A 16,619-nucleotide genomic window follows, 5' to 3' on the forward strand; every position below is an offset into this window, starting at 1 on the left:
TGAGGGGCCCGCCACCAGGTGGCGGGCCCCTCACCCGTATCCGGTCTCTCGTATCCGTCCGTGCCGCTCAGCCCTGGGCGGCGGCACGTGCCTCGCGGCGGTTGTCGCGGAAGGTGTTCACCCGGCGCGCCGTGGCGAACAGCGGGATGACGGCTCCCAGCACCACCTGGAGGGCGCAGCCGGTCTGGAGCAGCAGCTCACCGCCGGGGGCGTCGAACGCCCAGGAGGCCAGCAGCCCCATGCTCAGCACGATCCAGCAGAGCATGGCCACCGCGAGCCGGCCCCGCGGCTTGGGGTACTCGACGCGGCTGACCATCAGCCAGGCGACGCCCAGGATGCCGAGCGCGGTCGGCACGAACGGCAGCTCCAGCAGCACGATCGAGATGACGGTCAGCGCGCCGAAGGGTCCCGGCATGCCCTGGAACATCCCGTTCCGCATGGGCACGCAGGAGAACCGCGCAAGCCGCAGCACCACCGCCAGCAGCACCACGACCGCGGCGACCACCGAGACCCGCTGGTTGGCGTCCGTGGCGACCATGCCCCAGACGGCCACGAAGTAGGCCGGGGCCAGCCCGAAGCTGATCAGGTCGGAGAGGTTGTCCAGCTCGGCGCCCATCGCCGAGCTGCGCAGCTTGCGGGCGACGAGCCCGTCGAACAGGTCGAAGACGGCCGCCATCAGCATCAGCACCACGGCCGTGGCCGCGCTGTGCCGGGCCATGCCGCCGTCCTCGCTGCCCGTCAGATGCGGGATGAGGACGCCGGTGGTGGTGAAGTACACGGCCATGAAGCCGCAGGTGGCGTTGCCGAGCGTCAGGGTGTCCGCAATCGACAGGCGGGTCGAGAGCGGCATCTCGTCGTCGGCGTCGTCGTCGAAGCCGTCACCGGTGAACTCGTCGAAGTCGGCGTCCCGGGCGGCGGACCGCTCGGCACCGGGCGCCCAGGCCGGCTGTGCGTCGGGATCAATCACGGTCAAGGCGAGTCACCCCCGCTGTCGTGGTCTGGCCGACCTCCACGGCCGGCTCGACTCCGTCGGGGAGGTAGACGTCCACACGCGAGCCGAACCTGATCAGCCCGAGCCGCTCCCCCTGCTCCACCTTCGCACCGCTGGGGACGTACGGGACGATCCGCCGGGCCACGGCGCCGGCGATCTGGACCATCTCGATGTCACCCAGCTCGGTGTCGAAGTGCCAGACGACGCGCTCGTTGTTCTCGCTCTCCTTGTTGAACGCGGGAACGTAGCCGCCGGGGATGTGCTCGACGGACGTCACCGTGCCGGCGAGCGGCGCGCGGTTGACATGGACGTTCAGCGGGCTCATGAAGATGGCGACGCGGGTCCGGCCGTCCTGCCACGGCATGATGCTCTGCACCACGCCGTCTGCCGGGGAGAGCACCCGGCCCTGGCCGATTTCCCGCTCCGGGTCCCGGAAGAACCACAGCATCCCGGCCGCGAGCGCCGTCGCCGGGACGGCGACCAGCGCGGCACGTGGCGACCTGCGCGCACGGGCCAGGCTGAGGGCCGCCGTGGCGAGGGTCGGTACGAGCCACGGCGACGCTCCGCGGGCGAGCCGCACGCGGGGCGTGGCGGGCACGCCGGCCGCGCCGGAAGCCGGACCGGGCAGGGATGAGCCGCTGGGTGCAGTGGATGGACTGTGGGGCATGAATGACCTTCGTAGCGGAGGGAGCCGCGTAGGTGACAGGGGACGGCGGCTTTCCCGGGATGCTATCGGTTTCTGACGGCAACTGGGCAAGCCAGCGGGCCAGTCAATGGCCGAAGTCCCGGTTCGGGGTGTGATCTTGATCCCCAAGAAAACACCCCGAAAAGGACAATCAGCCCTGGGTGCGGTACTCCTCCAGGAGGCGGCGGCCCACGATCATCTTCTGGATCTCCGCGGTCCCTTCGCCGATGAGGAGCATCGGCGCCTCCCGGTAGAGCCGCTCGATCTCGTATTCCTTGCTGAAACCGTACCCGCCGTGGATACGGAAGGCGTCCTCCACGACCTCCTTGCAGTACTCGGAGGCGAGATATTTCGCCATCCCCGCCTCCAGGTCGTTGCGTTGACCTGAGTCCTTCTTGCGGGCCGCACCCACCATCAGGGCGTGGGCCGCCTCGACCTTGGTGGCCATCTCGGCCAATTTGAACTGGATGGCCTGATGCCCGGCGATGGGTTTGCCAAACGTGTGGCGCTGCTGGGCGTAGTCGATTCCCAGCTCGAAGGCACGCTGCGCGACCCCGCAACCACGTGCGGCGACATTGACCCGGCCCACCTCGACGCCGTCCATCATGTGGTAGAAACCCCGGCCCGTGTGTCCGCCCAGCACCCGGTCGGCGGGAACCCGCAGGTCGTCCATGACCAGCTCGGTCGTGTCGACGCCCTTGTAGCCCATCTTCTCGATCTTGCCGGGGATGGTGAGACCGGGCTTGACCTGGCCGAAACCGGGCTCCTTCTCCACCAGGAACGTCGTCATCGACTTGTGCGGAGGTGTTCCCTCCGGGTGGCCCTCGTCCGTCCGGCACAGGACGGCCACCAGGGTGGAGGAGCCCCCGTTGGTCAGCCACATCTTCTGCCCGGTCAGCAGGAAGTCCCCCGAGCCGTCGTCCGCGCGCACGCCCTTGGATGTGATGGCCGAGACGTCCGAGCCCAGGCCCGGCTCCGACATGGAGAAGGCGCCGCGGATCTCGCCGGTGGCCATTCTCGGCAGGAAATGGTCCTTCTGCTCCTGCGTGCCGTGCTGCTTGAGCATGTACGCCACGATGAAGTGGGTGTTGATGATGCCCGAGACGCTCATCCAGCCCCGGGCGATCTCCTCCACGCACAGCGCGTAGGTGAGCAGCGACTCACCCAGCCCGCCGTACTCCTCGGGAATCATCAGCCCGAAGAGGCCCAGTTCCTTCAGGCCCTCGACGATCTGCGCCGGGTACTCGTCCTTGTGCTCCAGTTCCGTGGCGACCGGGAGAATCTCCTTGTCGACGAAACTCCGAACCGTCGAGACGATTTCCCGCTGTATCTCCGTGAGACCCTCGGTCTGCGCCAGCCGCCCCATGTCACCTACCGCCCTTCGGCTCGGGCTCCCGCAACGCGGGGCGGCCCGGCTGCTCTCCGCCGCGCTCCTCGATGTACGCCTGGGTGGGCACCATCACCTTGCGCCGGAAGACGCACACGAGCGTGCCGTCCTGCTTGTAGCCCTTGGTCTCCACGTGCACGATGCCGCGGTCGCTCCTGGACCTGGACGGCGTCTTGTCCAGGACCGTCGTCTCGCCGTAGAGGGTGTCGCCGTGGAAGGTCGGCGCCACGTGCCGCAGCGACTCGATCTCCAGGTTGGCGATGGCCTTGCCTGACACGTCCGGCACCGACATCCCCAGCAGCAGCGAGTAGACGTAGTTGCCCACCACCACGTTCTTCCCGAAGTCGGTCGTCGCCCCGGCGTAGTTGCTGTCCATGTGCAGCGGGTGGTGGTTCATGGTGAGCAGGCAGAACAGATGGTCGTCGTACTCGGTGACCGTCTTGCCCGGCCAGTGCTTGTAGGTGTCCCCGACCGTGAACTCCTCGAAGGTGCGTCCGAACCGCATCGCTCAGCCCTCCGGAGGGGTGAAGGAGGTGGTCCGCTTCATCCCGGCGGCCCGGCCCTTGCCGGAGACGACCAGGGCCATCTTGCGGCTGGCCTCGTCGATCATCTCGTCCCCGAGCATCGCCGAACCCTTCTTCCCCCCGGCCTCGGAGGTGTAGTACGCGTACGCGTCCAGGATCATCTCGGCGTGGTCGTAGTCCTCCTGGGAGGGGGAGAAGACCTCGTTGGACGCCTCGACCTGGCCCGGGTGCAGCACCCACTTGCCGTCGAAGCCGAGGGCCGCGGCCCGCTGGGCGACCTTCCGGTAGCCCTCCACGTCGCGGATCTGGAGGTAGGGCCCGTCGATGGCCTGGAGGTCGTGGGTCCGGGCCGCCATCAGGATCCGCATCAGGATGTAGTGGTAGGCGTCGGCCGGGTAGCCCGGCGGCTGCTCGCCCACCACCAGCGACTTCATGTTGATGGAGGCCATGAAGTCGGCCGGGCCGAAGACGATGGTCTCCATCCGGGGCGAGGCGCCGGCGATCTCGTCGACGTTGACCAGGCCCCTGGCGTTCTCGATCTGGGCCTCGATGCCGATGCGGCCCACTTCCAGGCCCGTCGTCTTCTCGATCTGCGTCAGCAGCATGTCCAGCGCCTGGATCTGCGCCGCGTCCTGCACCTTGGGCAGCATCACGCAGTCGAGGTTCGCTCCGGCGCCCTCCACGACGGTGACCACGTCGCGGTAGGTCCACTCGGTGGTCCAGTCGTTGACCCGTACCACGCGGGTCTTGCCGCTCCAGTCGCCCTCGTTGAGGAACTTCACGACGGTGTGCCGTGCCTCCGGCTTGGCCAGCGGCGCACACGCGTCCTCCAGGTCGAGGAAGACCTGGTCGGCGGGGAGGCCCTGCGCCTTCTCCAAGAACCGCGGGTTGCTGCCGGGCACCGCCAGGCAGGACCGGCGCGGACGGAGGGCGCGCGGCTGGGTCTCGCTGCTCACTTACTTGACCTCCACTGGTTCTCGCCGGCCGAACTCCTCGGCCGGATCGCTCACCTCGAGCGCGTGCCGGATCCGGATCTGATCGACGATACGGCCGATGATCCCGGTGATCCCGAAGTCCTTCGGGGTGAAGACGGCGGCGACCCCCGCCTCCCGCAGCGCCCGCGCGTCCGCCGACGGGATGATCCCGCCCACGATCACGGGCACGTCGCCCGCCCCCGCCTTCCGCATCCGCTCCAGCACGTCGGGCACCAGTTCGGCGTGCGAGCCGGAGAGGATGGACAGGCCCACGCAGTGCACGTCCTCGGCCACGGCCGCCGCGACGATCTCCTCCGGGGTGAGCCTGATGCCCTGGTAGACCACCTCGAAGCCCGCGTCCCGGGCCCGTACGGCGATCTGTTCGGCGCCGTTGCTGTGGCCGTCGAGCCCCGGCTTGCCCACCAGCAGCCGCAGCTTCCCCACCCCCAGTTCCGCGGCCGTGCGCGCCGCCTTCTCCCGTACCGCGGCCAGTTCGGAGCCCTCCTCGGCGCCGACCGCGACCGGCGCCGAGGACACGCCCGTGGGCGCCCGGAACTCGCCGAAGACCTCGCGCAGCGCGCCGGCCCACTCCCCGGTGGTCACCCCGGCGCGGGCGCACTCCAGCGTGGCCTCCATCAGATTGGTGCCGTCGGCCGCCGCCTCGCGCAGCATGGCCAGGGCCTGCCGGACGCTGGGGTAGAGGCCCGGGTCGCGGTTGCCCTCCCGCCAGAAGGGTTCGTCCCGGGTCTGCCGCCAGCGCTTGACGGCCTCCACCGTGGCGGCCTCGCCGGCCGGGTCCACCGTCAGGATCGCGGTGTCCAGGTCGGCGGTCAGCGGGCTCGGTTCCGTCGCCTCGAAGCAGTTGACGCCGACGATCCTCTCCTCGCCCGACTCGATCCGGGCCCTGCGCTCGGCGTGCGAGGCCACCAGCCGGGACTTGAGGTAGCCGGACTCGACGGCCGCCATCACCCCGCCCATCTCCTCGATCCGCTCCATCTCGGCCAGCGCGTCGGCCACCAGCGCGGCCACCTTCTCCTCGACCACGTGCGACCCGGTGAAGATGTCCTCGTACTCCAGCAGATCGCTCTCGTGTGCCAGTACCTGCTGGATGCGCAGCGACCACTGCTGGTCCCAGGGCCGGGGCAGGCCCAGCGCCTCGTTCCAGGCCGGGAGCTGGACGGCGCGGGCGCGGGCGTCCTTGGAGAGGGTGACGGCCAGCATCTCCAGCACGATGCGCTGCACGTTGTTCTCCGGCTGCGCCTCGGTCAGGCCCAGCGAGTTGACCTGCACCCCGTAGCGGAAGCGGCGCTGCTTGGGGTCGGTGATGCCGTAGCGCTCGCGGGTGATCCTGTCCCAGACGCGGGTGAAGGCCCGCATCTTGCACATCTCCTCGATGAAGCGGACGCCCGCGTTCACGAAGAAGGAGATCCGCCCGACCACCCGCCCGAACTCCTCGGCCGGCACCTGCCCGCTGTCGCGGACCGCGTCCAGCACCGCGACGGCCGTCGCCATCGCGTAGCTGATCTCCTGGACCGGGGTGGCTCCGGCCTCCTGGAGGTGGTAGCTGCAGATGTTGACCGGGTTCCACCTGGGCATGTGGGCGACCGTGTAGGCGATCATGTCGGTCGTCAGCCGCAGCGAGGGGCCCGGCGGGAAGACGTGCGTCCCGCGGGAGAGGTACTCCTTGACGATGTCGTTCTGCGTGGTGCCCTGGAGCTGCGCGATGTCGACGCCCTGTTCCTCCGCGACCACCTGGTAGAGCGCCAGCAGCCACATGGCCGTGGCGTTGATGGTCATGGAGGTGTTCATCTTCTCCAGCGGGATGCCGTCGAAGAGCCGGCGCATGTCCCCCAGGTGGGCCACCGGGACCCCGACCCGGCCCACCTCGCCGCGGGCGAGGACGTGGTCGGGGTCGTACCCGGTCTGGGTGGGCAGGTCGAAGGCGACGGACAGCCCGGTCTGGCCCTTGGCGAGGTTGCGCCGGTACAGCGCGTTGGACGCCTCGGCGGACGAGTGCCCCGCGTAGGTCCGCATCAGCCAGGGACGGTCCTTCCGGCGCTCTGTGGGAGGCTCGGTCATGGTGCGCCCTCAGACGTTCCGGAAGCGGTTGATGGCGTCGATGTGCTGTGCCCGCTTGGCCTCGTCCCGCACGCCCAGGCCCTCCTCGGGGGAGAGGCACAGCACGCCGACCTTGCCCTGGTGGACGTTGCGGTGCACGTCGTGCGCGGCCTGCCCGGTCTCCTCCAGCGGGTACGTCTTCGAGAGCGTCGGATGGATCTTGCCCTTGGCTATGAGCCGGTTGGCCTCCCACGCCTCGCGGTAGTTGGCGAAGTGCGAGCCGATGATCCGCTTCAGCGACATCCACAGGTAGCGGTTGTCGTAGACGTGCTCGTAGCCCGAGGTGGAGGCGCAGGTGACGATGGTGCCGCCCTTGCGGGTGACGTAGACGCTCGCGCCGAAGGTCTCGCGCCCCGGGTGCTCGAAGACGATGTCGACGTCCTCGCCGCCGGTCAGTTCGCGGATGCGCTTGCCGAAGCGCTTCCACTCCTTCGGGTCCTGGTTGTGCTCGTCCTTCCAGAACCGGTAGCCCTCGGCCCTGCGGTCGATGATCGCCTCGGCGCCCATCCTGCGGCAGATCCCGGCCTTGTCCTCGCTGGAGACCACGCAGATCGGGTTGGCGCCGCCGGCCAGCGCGAACTGGGTGGCGTACGAGCCCAGACCGCCGCTGGCGCCCCAGATGAGGACGTTGTCGCCCTGCTTCATGCCGGCGCCGTTGCGCGAGACGAGCTGGCGGTAGGCGGTGGAGTTGACCAGGCCGGGGGCCGCGGCCTCCTCCCAGCTGAGGTGGTCGGGCTTGGGCATCAGCTGGTTGGACTTGACCAGGGCGATCTCGGCGAGTCCGCCGAAGTTGGTCTCGAAGCCCCAGATGCGCTGCTCGGGATCGAGCATCGTGTCGTCGTGCCCGTCGGCGGACTCCAGTTCGACGGAGAGGCAGTGGGCCACCACCTCGTCGCCCGGCTTCCAGGAGTTGACGCCCGCGCCGGTGCGCAGCACCACGCCCGCCAGGTCGGAGCCGATGATGTGGTACGGCAAGTCGTGCCGCTTGGCCAGCGGCGAGAGGCGGCCGTACCGCTCCAGGAACGCGAACGTGGACAGGGGTTCGAAGATCGAGGTCCACACCGAGTTGTAGTTGACCGAGGAGGCCATCACGGCCACCAGGGCCTCGCCCGGGCCGAGTTCGGGCACGGGCACCTCGTCCAGGTGCAGCGACTTGCGCGGGTCCTTGTCCCGGGTCTCCAGCCCCGCGAACATGTCGGCCTCGTCCTTGTGGACGGTCACGGCACGGTAGGACTCGGGGAGGGGCAGGGCGGCGAAGTCCTGCGGCGAGGTGTCGGACGCGAGGATCGCGTCGAGGATCTGGTTCACGGTGTGCCTCCGGCGAAGCGCGAAGTTGGGGAGGTCCGAACGCTTGAGGGGTCGTCGGTTGTGAGGCAGTGCCGTCGGTTCGGCCGGTACTGGGCGCGCGGGTGTGCGCGGTCGCTCGTGACGCCGAGCGGTCCGGGACGACGCGGGGGTTCACCGCGGGGACAGCGCCCGGACTGGAGCCAAGGTATGACACCCAGTGCCAGCGCACAAGACACCGCGTGCCGTGAATTCTCACATGGTGACTACGTGACTCATCTGAGCGATGATCGATCAGTCCGGGACGAAGGCCAGGTCACAGACCCGTGATCGCGGGGACGGACTGATCCGGTCGCCGGCCTGCGGACGCGGTGCACGCCCGGCCGCGCGGAGGCGCCCCCTTTCCGGCACCACGTGTCAGGCGCGTGCCTCATCCCCTGGCACGAGGTGCCGGGGGTGCGTGTGCGCAGCGGCGTCCCGGGGCGCGCCCCTCACGGGACGTGGTGCGGCCTCGGCTCCTCGCCCCGGCGCAGTCGGCTGCGCCGCCGCCCGTAGACCGCGTACAGCACCCCGCCCAGCGCCATCCAGGCCCCGAACCGCGCCCACGTCTCGGCGGGGAGGTTGAGCATCAGCCACAGTGAGGCCAGCACCGAGGCGGAGGGCAGCAGGGGGACCAGGGGCGCGCGGAAGGCGCGGGGCAGGTCCGGCCGGTTCCGCCGCAGGAGGACGACGCCCAGCGCCACCACGACGAACGCGAACAGCGTCCCGATGTTGACCAGTTCCGCCAGCTCGGAGAGGCTGACGAAGCCCGCCACCACGGCCACCACGGCTCCCAGCAGCACCGTGGAGCGGTAGGGCGTGCCGAAGCGCGGGTGGACGCGGGAGAAGAAGCGCGGCAGCAGCCCGTCCCGGCTCATCGCGAAGAAGACCCGGGACTGGCCCAGCAGCAGGATCATGCACACGGTCGTCAGCCCGACCGCGGCGCCGAAGCTGATCAGCCCGGCCCAGAACGGCTGGTCGACGGCCTTGAACGCGTCCGCCAGCGGGGCGTCCACCGTCAGCTTCGTGTACTTGCGCATGCCGGTGACCACGATCGAGACCGCCACGTACAGCACCGTGCAGATCACCAGCGAGCCGAGGATGCCGCGGGGCATGTCGCGCTGCGGGTTGCGGGTCTCCTCGGCGGCGGTGGCCACCACGTCGAAGCCGATGAAGGCGAAGAAGACCACGGCCGCCGCGGTGAAGATCCCCATCACGCCGAACGTGGTCGGCTCGTACCCCGAGACCAGCTGGACCAGTGGCGCGGCCCAGCCCGAGCCGGAGTCCTGGGTGCCCTGTGCGGGCGGGATGAACGGGTCGTAGTTGTCGGCCGTCACGAAGAACGCCCCGGCGACGATGACCAGCAGCACCACCCCCACCTTGATCGCCACCACGGTGGAGGTGACGCGGGCCGACAGCTTCATGCCCACGACCAGGATCGCCGTCAGCCCCAGCACCAGCAGACAGGCCAGCAGATCGAAGCCGAACCCGGTCTCCTCGCTGGTGCCCGAGAGCCACTGCGGCAGGTGCCAGCCGATGCTGTCCAGCAGCGAGCGGACATACCCCGACCAGCCGACCGCGACCACCGCGCAGCCCAGTGCCAGCTCCAGCACCAGGTCCCAGCCGATGATCCAGGCGGGCAGCTCGCCGAGCGAGGCGTACGCGAACGTGTAGGCGGACCCGGCGACCGGGACCGTGGAGGCGAACTCGGCGTAGCAGAGCGCGGCCAGCGCGCACACCGCCCCGGCCGCCGCGAACGAGATGGCCACCGAGGGCCCCGCCGTCGTCCTGGCGACCTGGCCGGTCAGCACGAAGATCCCGGTGCCGATGACGACGCCGACCCCGAAGACCGTCAGATCGAGTGCCGACAGAGTCCTCTTGAGCCCCCGCTCCGGGTCGTCGGTGTCGAGGATGGACTCCTCGACGGACTTGGTCCGCAACCACGGCCTGCGAATCCTGTCTCCTGGCGCCACCGTCACTGCCGCACCTCCACGTCGCCTCAGGCGCCATGGTTTCGGTTCGCGGGGCGGGCGGCGGGGAGCGTGGCGGGGGCCGGGGCGCAATTCACCCGACTCCCTCGTACGGAAGCCGGGCGGTGCGGCTCCCGGCCCCGGCCCCGGCCGGGTGCGGGCGTCAGCCCTGGCCGAGCGCGCGTTCGATCGTGGACATGATCTCGCCGAGCGGGGTGTCGGTACGGGCGACCGTCACCAGCACCTCGTCCCGGCGCTCCACCGTCGCCGCGGGCCGCTCGGCCGCGGGCCGGTGCGCGCCGAAACCGGTGCCGAACGTGCGGCGCACGATGGCGAAGGCGTGGTCCAGCTGCGTCATCACATCGCCGGTGCCGCCCGAGCGCAGCCAGCGCCGCAGCACGTGGTTGTGCGCGGTGACCACCGCCGAGGCCGCCACCTCGGCCAGCAGCGGCTCGTCGTAGCCGCTGACGCCGTCGCGGTGGGCGTCCTCGTCGAAGTGGCCCAGAAGATAGCGGGTGAACAGCCGCTCGTAGCGGGCCACCGAGGCGATCTCCCGCTCCCGCAGCGCGGGCACCTCACGCGTGAGCTTGTACCGCGCCACGCTGCCCTTGGGCGAGGCGGCGTACATCTTCATGACTTCCTTGATGCCGCGGCACACGGTGTCCAGCGGGTGCTCGTGGGGCGGCGCAGCCTCCAGCACCGCCTGGGCGCGCACGAGGGTGTCGTCGTGGTCCGGGAAGATCGCCTCTTCCTTGGAGCGGAAGTGCCGGAAGAAGGTCCGGCGCGCGACGCCCGCCGTCGCGGCGATCTCGTCCACCGTGGTCGCCTCGTAACCCTTCGTGGCGAAGAGCTCCATCGCCGCCGCGGCCAACTCCCGGCGCACCTTGAGACGCTGGGATGCGGCGCCGTTCGCGCGCGTGCTGGTCGTACGGGAGTTCTTCACGGGCTCTGGCATGTGGTGAACGTTACACGCCGTGACGGATTCGGGGGACGGGCCGCCCGTCGCCGGACCGAGCAGCCCGCCCCAGCCGGCGCCGGTCACCGGCGGGCGTACTCACGGAAGCCGCGCCCCGTCTTCCTGCCGAGGCATCCCGCCGAGACCAGGTGCTCCAGCAGGGGAGCCGGAGCCAGGGACGGGTCGCGGAACTCCTCGTGCAGCACCCGCTCGATGGCGAGCGAGACGTCCAGCCCGACCACGTCCAACAGCTCGAAGGGGCCCATCGGGTAGCCGCCGCCCAGCTTCATCGCGGTGTCGATGTCGTCCGGCGAGGCGTAGTGCTCCTGCACCATCTTGACCGCGTTGTTCAGATAGGGGAACAGCAGCGCGTTGACGATGAAGCCCGCGCGGTCGCCGCAGTCCACCGGGTGCTTGCGCAGCTTCGCGCACACCTCGTGGACGGTTGCCCGGGTGTCCTCGGCGGTCAGCACCGTGGTGACGACCTCGACCAGCCTCATGGCCGGCGCCGGGTTGAAGAAGTGCATCCCGATGACGTCCTGGGGCCGGGAGGTGGCGCGGGCGCAGGCGACCACGGGCAGCGAGGAGGTGGTGGTGGCCAGCACGGCGCCCGGCTTGCACACCGCGTCCAGCCGGGCGAACAACTCCCGTTTGACGCCGAGGTCCTCGGCCACCGCCTCGACCACCAGGTCGGCTCCGGCGAGCGCCTCCGGCGAGCCCGCCGGGGTGAGCGACGCCATGACGGCGTCCCGGTCCCCGGGCGTCATCCGCCCCTTGCGCACCGAGCGGTCCAGCGACGCGCCGACCCGCTCGACGGCGGCCTTGGCCTTGCCGTCGCTGCGCGCCACCAGCACCGTGGGACAGCCGGCCTTGGCGAAGACCTCGGCGATCCCGGTCGCCATCGTCCCCGATCCGACGACCCCCACCGAGGCGACGGGCCGCGCCCCGGCGCCGGACGCGGCCGGGTCGGGGGTCAGCGCGTCGGGCACCACCTCGGCGCTGCCGGGCGCCGCGTAGGTGTAGAAGCCACGGCCCGCCTTGCGGCCGGTCAGCCCGGCCTCGGACAACTGGCGCAGCACGGGCGCCGGGGCGTGCAGCCGCTCGCGGGACTGCGCGTACATCGCCTCCAGGACGGTGCGTGCCGTGTCGATCCCGATCAGATCGAGGAGGGCGAGCGGGCCCATCGGCAGACCGCAGCCCAGTTTCATGGCGGAGTCGATGTCCTCGCGACTGGCGTAGCGCGACTCGTACATCGCGGCGGCCTGGTTCAGATAGCCGAACAGCAGCCCGTCGGCGACGAATCCGGGACGGTCGCCGACCGCGATCGGGTCCTTGCCCAGCTCCCTGGCCAGCGCGGTGACGGCGGCCACCGCCCGCGGTGAGGTGAGCACCGAGGAGACGATCTCGACCAGCCTCATGGCCGGTGCCGGGTTGAAGAAGTGCAGCCCCAGCACGCGTTCGGGCCGGTCGGAGTCGGCGGCCAGCCGGGTCACCGACAGCGCGTTGGTGCCGGTGGCCAGGATCGTGTCCGGGCGCACGACGGTGTCCAGTTCGGCGAACACCTGGCACTTGGTGTCGTAGTCCTCGGGCACCACCTCGATGACCAGGTCGGCGTCGGCGGCGGCCGTCAGCCCGGTGGAGACGCGGAACCGCGCCAGCACGTCCTGGCGTTCGTTCCGCGTCATCCGTTCGCGCTCCACCGAGCGCGCCGTGGACGACTCCAGCGCGGCAACCGCCCGCCGCGCGGCTGCTTCGTTCGTGTCAATGCCGATGACCTCACGCCCGGCGCGGGCGAGAATATCGGCGATGCCGGTACCCATCGTGCCGAGGCCGACGACGGCGATCGTGCGCAGGGGAGGACGGTCCATCAGGGGACTCCAGAGGGTGTGACACGGGCCCTGGAAGAGGGGCGCGGTTGATGAGGGTGAGGGTTTCGTGTACTACCGGGCGCGCGGGCGTGCACACGCGCGGGGCAGGGGAGTTACCGGTCACGCCCCGCCGCACGGCCCTGTCCCGGGGCCCTACCGCGGGGCGGCCCGTGCGGACCGCACGGGCTCGGGCGCGCGCCGGGCCCGCTGCCGAACCGACGTCACTCTCGGCGGCCGCGTCACCAAACCGCCTGAGCGGGGGTACCGCTCTGATGAGCACCGTAACTCGTGGGTAACCAGAAAGCCAGGGGTAGGAACACTTCCACCGCTGTGGGACTCAGCACGTGAGGGGGAGCCGGAGTGGGCGACGCGTTCCGAGCGCTGATCGACCGAGTGCGGCCCGAGGCCGAACCCGTCGAGTACGCACGTCTGGTGACGCTGGCCAGGCAGCGCGGCACGGAGGCGCGCGACCAGCTCGCCGCCGTGCTGGTGGAGAGCGAACGGCCGCTGTGGGCACGGGAGATCGCCGCCTTCGCGCTGGGCACGGCCGGCGACAAGAGGGCCTTCGAGACCCTCGTCTTCATGCTCAACTACCGCGATCCGGTGCGCTGCGCCAGCGCCGCGCACGCCCTGGAACGGCTGCGCGACCCCCGTACGGCCAAGGCCGCGGCGGCCCTGGCCACCAACGAGCTGCGCACCGCCTACGCCCTCTACCCGGTGCGCCTGCTCACGGCGCTCCGCGCACCGGAGTCGGTGCCCACCCTCATCAAGGTCCTCCAGCGGCTGCTGATCGGGCCGCTGCACTACTGGCCGATCGCGGAGGCGTGTGTGGTGGGGCTCGGCGCGCTCGGGGACAAGCGGGCCATTCCGGTGCTGGACGCCGCCGCCGAGCACCACCGGCTGTGCCCCTCGGCCAAGGCGGCCCTGGCGCGCATCCCCTCCTAGAGCCGCCCGCACCTGCCCGCACCCCCTGGGCCGGAAGCGCACGGATACCGCACCGAGCACCGTCGTGCGTTCTCTGCCCGCCGCGTCATACCCGACAGAAGGTGTCCGGTTACCGCGTCAGAGTGGCGGCATGACGACGCGAGAACAGCGCGCACAGCGCGTCCGGCGCGAACGGCGTGGGCACGGCACGGGGTGCGGAGTGAGCTGGGCGGAGTTCCGCGAGGCGGCGCCCGGGTTCGCCGAGGCGGTCGAGCAGCGCTTCGGGAAGTACCCGCACCACGTCCTGGCCACCCTGCGCAAGGACGGGTCGCCGCGGCTGACGGGGCTGGAGGCGGACTTCCGGGTGGGGGAGCTGTGGCTGGGCATGATGTGGGGCTCCCTCAAGGCGCGGGACCTGCGGCGTGACAACCGGTTCGCCCTGCACGCCAACCCCGGCTCGGACAACGGGATGGACGACGGGGACGTCCGCGTCTCGGGGCGCGCGGTGGAGGTCACCGCCCCGGACGTGCTCGCACGCTGGGCGGCGGGCGCCCCGGACGGCGGCACCCCCGAGAAGTTCCACCTCTTCCGGGCGGAGGTGGAGGAGGTGGTGTGGGTCGGCGTCGAGCGGGAGGAGATCGTCTTGCGCATATGGCGGCCGGGACACCCCCTGCGGGTCATCCGGCGCGGCGACGGCGACGCGCCACCGGATGAGGAGTCGGCTCACTGACCGCCGCCAGGACCGCCGCCAGGACCGGCGGCGGGACCGGCGGCGGGTGCCGCGCTACTGCGCGGCCGGCCCGGTCTGGCTACGGGTGCCGGCCCGCCCGATCGTGTGCACGAACAGCTCCTTGCGGCCGGGAGCCGCCGTGCGCCGCTCGGGCAGCGGCAGCTCGTAGGCGACCGGGCGCGCGTGGTCGGCGAACTGGCGGTCGGCGTTGTAGACCCGGGAGAACTTCCACAGCATGCGGGCGAAGTTCGTCTGGCCGCGCGCAAGGTTGCGGCCGAGGATGTTCAGGCCGCCGATGGCGGTGCGCAGTCCCAGGTGCTTGCGGTGGATGACCGCCTGGGTGCGCACCAGCTCGCGGTAGAACTCCTTCAGCGGCAGGCGGGTGGGCACCACGGCGTGCTGGATGTCGAAGAGCCGGTAGTCCCGGGTGGTCAGCTGGCGTGCCTCGGTGTGCCAGACCTCGGTGCCCGGGTACGGCGTCATGACCGTCAGATGGACGATCTCCGGCACCGCGAGGGCGAACTCGCGCACCAGCCGGAACTGCTCCTCGTCCCAGCCCGGGTCCACGATGAGGTTGATCGCCACGCTGATGCCCAGCCGCCGCGCCGTCTCCAGCGCGCGGAAGTTCTCGTCCGGGCTGATGCGCTTGCGGAACTGGTCCAGCCCCTGGGCGTCCAGGGCCTCCATGCCGAGGAACATGTAGCGCAGGCCCAGCCGGGTCCACCGCTCGAAGACGTCCTCGTTGCGCAGCAGCACATCCGCGCGGGTCTCCAGGTAGTACTGCTTGCGGATGCCGCGGCGCTCGATCTCGGCCGCGATGCCGTGTCCGTGGTCGGGCTTGATGAAGGCCACGTCGTCGACGATGAACACGTTGGGCTCGCGGATGGAGGCCATCTCCTCGGCCGCGGCCTCGGGCGCGGCCCGCCGGTAGCTGCGGCCGTAGAAGGTCCACGCGGAGCAGAAGGAGCAGTCCCAGGGGCAGCCGCGGGTGAACTCGATGGAGGCGCAGGGGTCCAGCTCGCCGATGAAGTAGCGGTTGCGGTGGCGCATCAGATCGCGGGCGGGGCGCGGGGTGTCGATGCTCTCCAGCATCTTGGGCGCGGGCCCGCGCCCCTGCGCCGTCACCACTCCCGGCACCGTGTGCGCCGCGTCGTCCGGCACCGCCTCCAGCAGCGGCACGACCACGGTCTCGCCCTCTCCCCGGGCGACCGCGTCCACCGCGCCCTGCCCCTGTTCGAGGACGTGTTCGCCGATGAAGGAGACGCTGTGGCCGCCGAAGAAGACGAAGCACCCCGGGGCCGCCGCCTTCGCGCTGTGCGCGATGTCGAGGGCCTCGGGGATGTTCGCCAGGTAGTTGAGGGAGATGCCCAGCGCCTCGGGCTGGAAGGACCGCAGCTCGCGCTCCAGCAGCTTGCGCGTGAGGACCTGCAGGTCGACCACGCGCACCTGGTGACCGGCGTTCCGGGCGGCGGCCGCGACGCGTTCCAGCCCGAGGGGCTCCAGGCGCAGGAAGATCTCCGAGTACATCAGTGCGCTCGGGTGGACCAGCATCAGGCGCATACGGGCGCTCCAGATCTCCAGGGCAGGGCGGACAGCGGCGGGCGGCGTGCGGTCGTGGCCGGGGGAAAATGCCCCTTCGACGCACATTATCCGCTTACTTCGCATGCGTCCTGGGACACGCCGTTGTACCTGTCATGCCCGTGAGGTCCGGAGCGTCCGACCGGGAAGAGGCGTCGGCGCCGGTGGCAGGCGTCAGCGCGGGGCGGCCCCGGCGGGGAGGACGGCGAGCGCTTCGACCTCGATCAGCAGTTCGGGCCGGACGAGCCCGGCGACCCGCACGGCACTGCACGCGGGCAGCCGCTCGGGGTCGATATACCGGTCGCGCGCGGCCCGCAGCGCCGGCATCACGGCGAGGTCCGTCACGAAGAACGTGAACTTCGCGACGTCACCGAACGTGGCGCCCGCCTCCTCCAGGCAGCGCGCCAGGTTCGCGAACACCTGCTCGGCCTGCGCGGCCGGATCGTCCTCGCCGACGACCTCGCCGTTGGCGTCGAGGGCGACCTGACCGGATATCGCGACGATGCTGCCCTGGCCCCACACGACGTGGCTGTAGCCGTTTCCGGGGGCGAGACCTTCGGGGGTGGTGACATAGGTGAGCGATGACATGCCC

At 70.8% G+C, this 16,619-nt stretch carries 14 protein-coding genes; 2 read left to right on the forward strand and 12 right to left on the reverse strand.

The window, feature by feature from the left end; translation table 11 throughout:
- Positions 1–67: 67 nt before the first annotated feature.
- The 10 genes from FM076_RS26690 to FM076_RS26735 form a co-directional block, all read right to left on the reverse strand.
- On the reverse strand, positions 68–973 hold the full coding sequence (locus tag FM076_RS26690) for a CDP-alcohol phosphatidyltransferase family protein (RefSeq protein WP_173873440.1): 906 nt from the start codon (positions 971–973) through the stop codon (positions 68–70).
- Positions 960–1,658 carry a phosphatidylserine decarboxylase gene (locus tag FM076_RS26695; protein ID WP_243274645.1) on the reverse strand — a complete coding sequence of 233 codons (699 nt, stop codon included), beginning with the start codon at positions 1,656–1,658 and terminating at the stop codon, positions 960–962. Before FM076_RS26695 ends, FM076_RS26690 begins: the two co-directional genes overlap by 14 nt.
- A 169-nt stretch (positions 1,659–1,827) precedes the next feature.
- A complete protein-coding gene (locus FM076_RS26700) occupies positions 1,828–3,042 on the reverse strand; it encodes an acyl-CoA dehydrogenase family protein (protein WP_173873442.1) in 1,215 nt (404 codons plus the stop codon).
- A 1-nt stretch (position 3,043) separates the two neighbouring features.
- Positions 3,044–3,568 carry a MaoC family dehydratase gene (locus FM076_RS26705; RefSeq protein WP_173873443.1) on the reverse strand — a complete coding sequence of 175 codons (525 nt, stop codon included), beginning with the start codon at positions 3,566–3,568 and terminating at the stop codon, positions 3,044–3,046.
- A 3-nt stretch (positions 3,569–3,571) separates the two neighbouring features.
- Positions 3,572–4,543, reverse strand: coding sequence for an aldolase/citrate lyase family protein (locus FM076_RS26710; protein ID WP_173873444.1), 972 nt, complete (start codon positions 4,541–4,543; stop codon positions 3,572–3,574).
- Positions 4,544–6,640: a protein meaA gene (locus tag FM076_RS26715; RefSeq protein ID WP_173873445.1), complete on the reverse strand. Its 2,097-nt coding sequence runs from the start codon at positions 6,638–6,640 to the stop codon at positions 4,544–4,546.
- Between the two features lie 9 nt (positions 6,641–6,649).
- Positions 6,650–7,987: a crotonyl-CoA carboxylase/reductase gene (gene ccrA / locus FM076_RS26720; protein WP_173873446.1), complete on the reverse strand. Its 1,338-nt coding sequence runs from the start codon at positions 7,985–7,987 to the stop codon at positions 6,650–6,652.
- 467 nt (positions 7,988–8,454) lie between these two features.
- Positions 8,455–9,942, reverse strand: coding sequence for an amino acid permease (locus FM076_RS26725; RefSeq protein WP_173873447.1), 1,488 nt, complete (start codon positions 9,940–9,942; stop codon positions 8,455–8,457).
- A gap of 193 nt (positions 9,943–10,135) precedes the next feature.
- Positions 10,136–10,927, reverse strand: a complete 792-nt coding sequence (locus FM076_RS26730) for a TetR family transcriptional regulator (protein ID WP_180217848.1) — start codon at positions 10,925–10,927, stop codon at positions 10,136–10,138.
- An 83-nt stretch (positions 10,928–11,010) separates the two neighbouring features.
- Entirely contained in the window at positions 11,011–12,795 is a 1,785-nt protein-coding gene (locus FM076_RS26735) for a 3-hydroxyacyl-CoA dehydrogenase family protein (RefSeq protein ID WP_173873449.1), read from the reverse strand.
- Between the two features lie 360 nt (positions 12,796–13,155).
- Here FM076_RS26735 and FM076_RS26740 point away from each other — a divergent pair, with 360 nt between their 5' ends.
- Positions 13,156–13,740, forward strand: a complete 585-nt coding sequence (locus FM076_RS26740; RefSeq protein ID WP_173873450.1) for a HEAT repeat domain-containing protein — start codon at positions 13,156–13,158, stop codon at positions 13,738–13,740.
- A gap of 130 nt (positions 13,741–13,870) precedes the next feature.
- Positions 13,871–14,449, forward strand: coding sequence for a pyridoxamine 5'-phosphate oxidase family protein (locus FM076_RS26745; protein ID WP_180217849.1), 579 nt, complete (start codon positions 13,871–13,873; stop codon positions 14,447–14,449).
- Positions 14,450–14,503: 54 nt separating this feature from the next.
- Here FM076_RS26745 and hpnR read toward each other — a convergent pair whose 3' ends face one another.
- Together hpnR and FM076_RS26755 are read right to left on the reverse strand one after the other, a co-directional pair.
- On the reverse strand, positions 14,504–16,009 hold the full coding sequence (gene hpnR, locus FM076_RS26750; RefSeq protein WP_173875035.1) for a hopanoid C-3 methylase HpnR: 1,506 nt from the start codon (positions 16,007–16,009) through the stop codon (positions 14,504–14,506).
- Between the two features lie 192 nt (positions 16,010–16,201).
- Positions 16,202–16,615 (reverse strand): RidA family protein, encoded by a 414-nt coding sequence (locus FM076_RS26755; protein WP_173873451.1) that lies wholly within the window; start codon positions 16,613–16,615, stop codon positions 16,202–16,204.
- Positions 16,616–16,619 lie beyond the last annotated feature (4 nt).

The organism is Streptomyces albus subsp. chlorinus, from assembly GCF_013302895.1.
GTDB lineage: Bacteria > Actinomycetota > Actinomycetes > Streptomycetales > Streptomycetaceae > Streptomyces > Streptomyces chlorinus.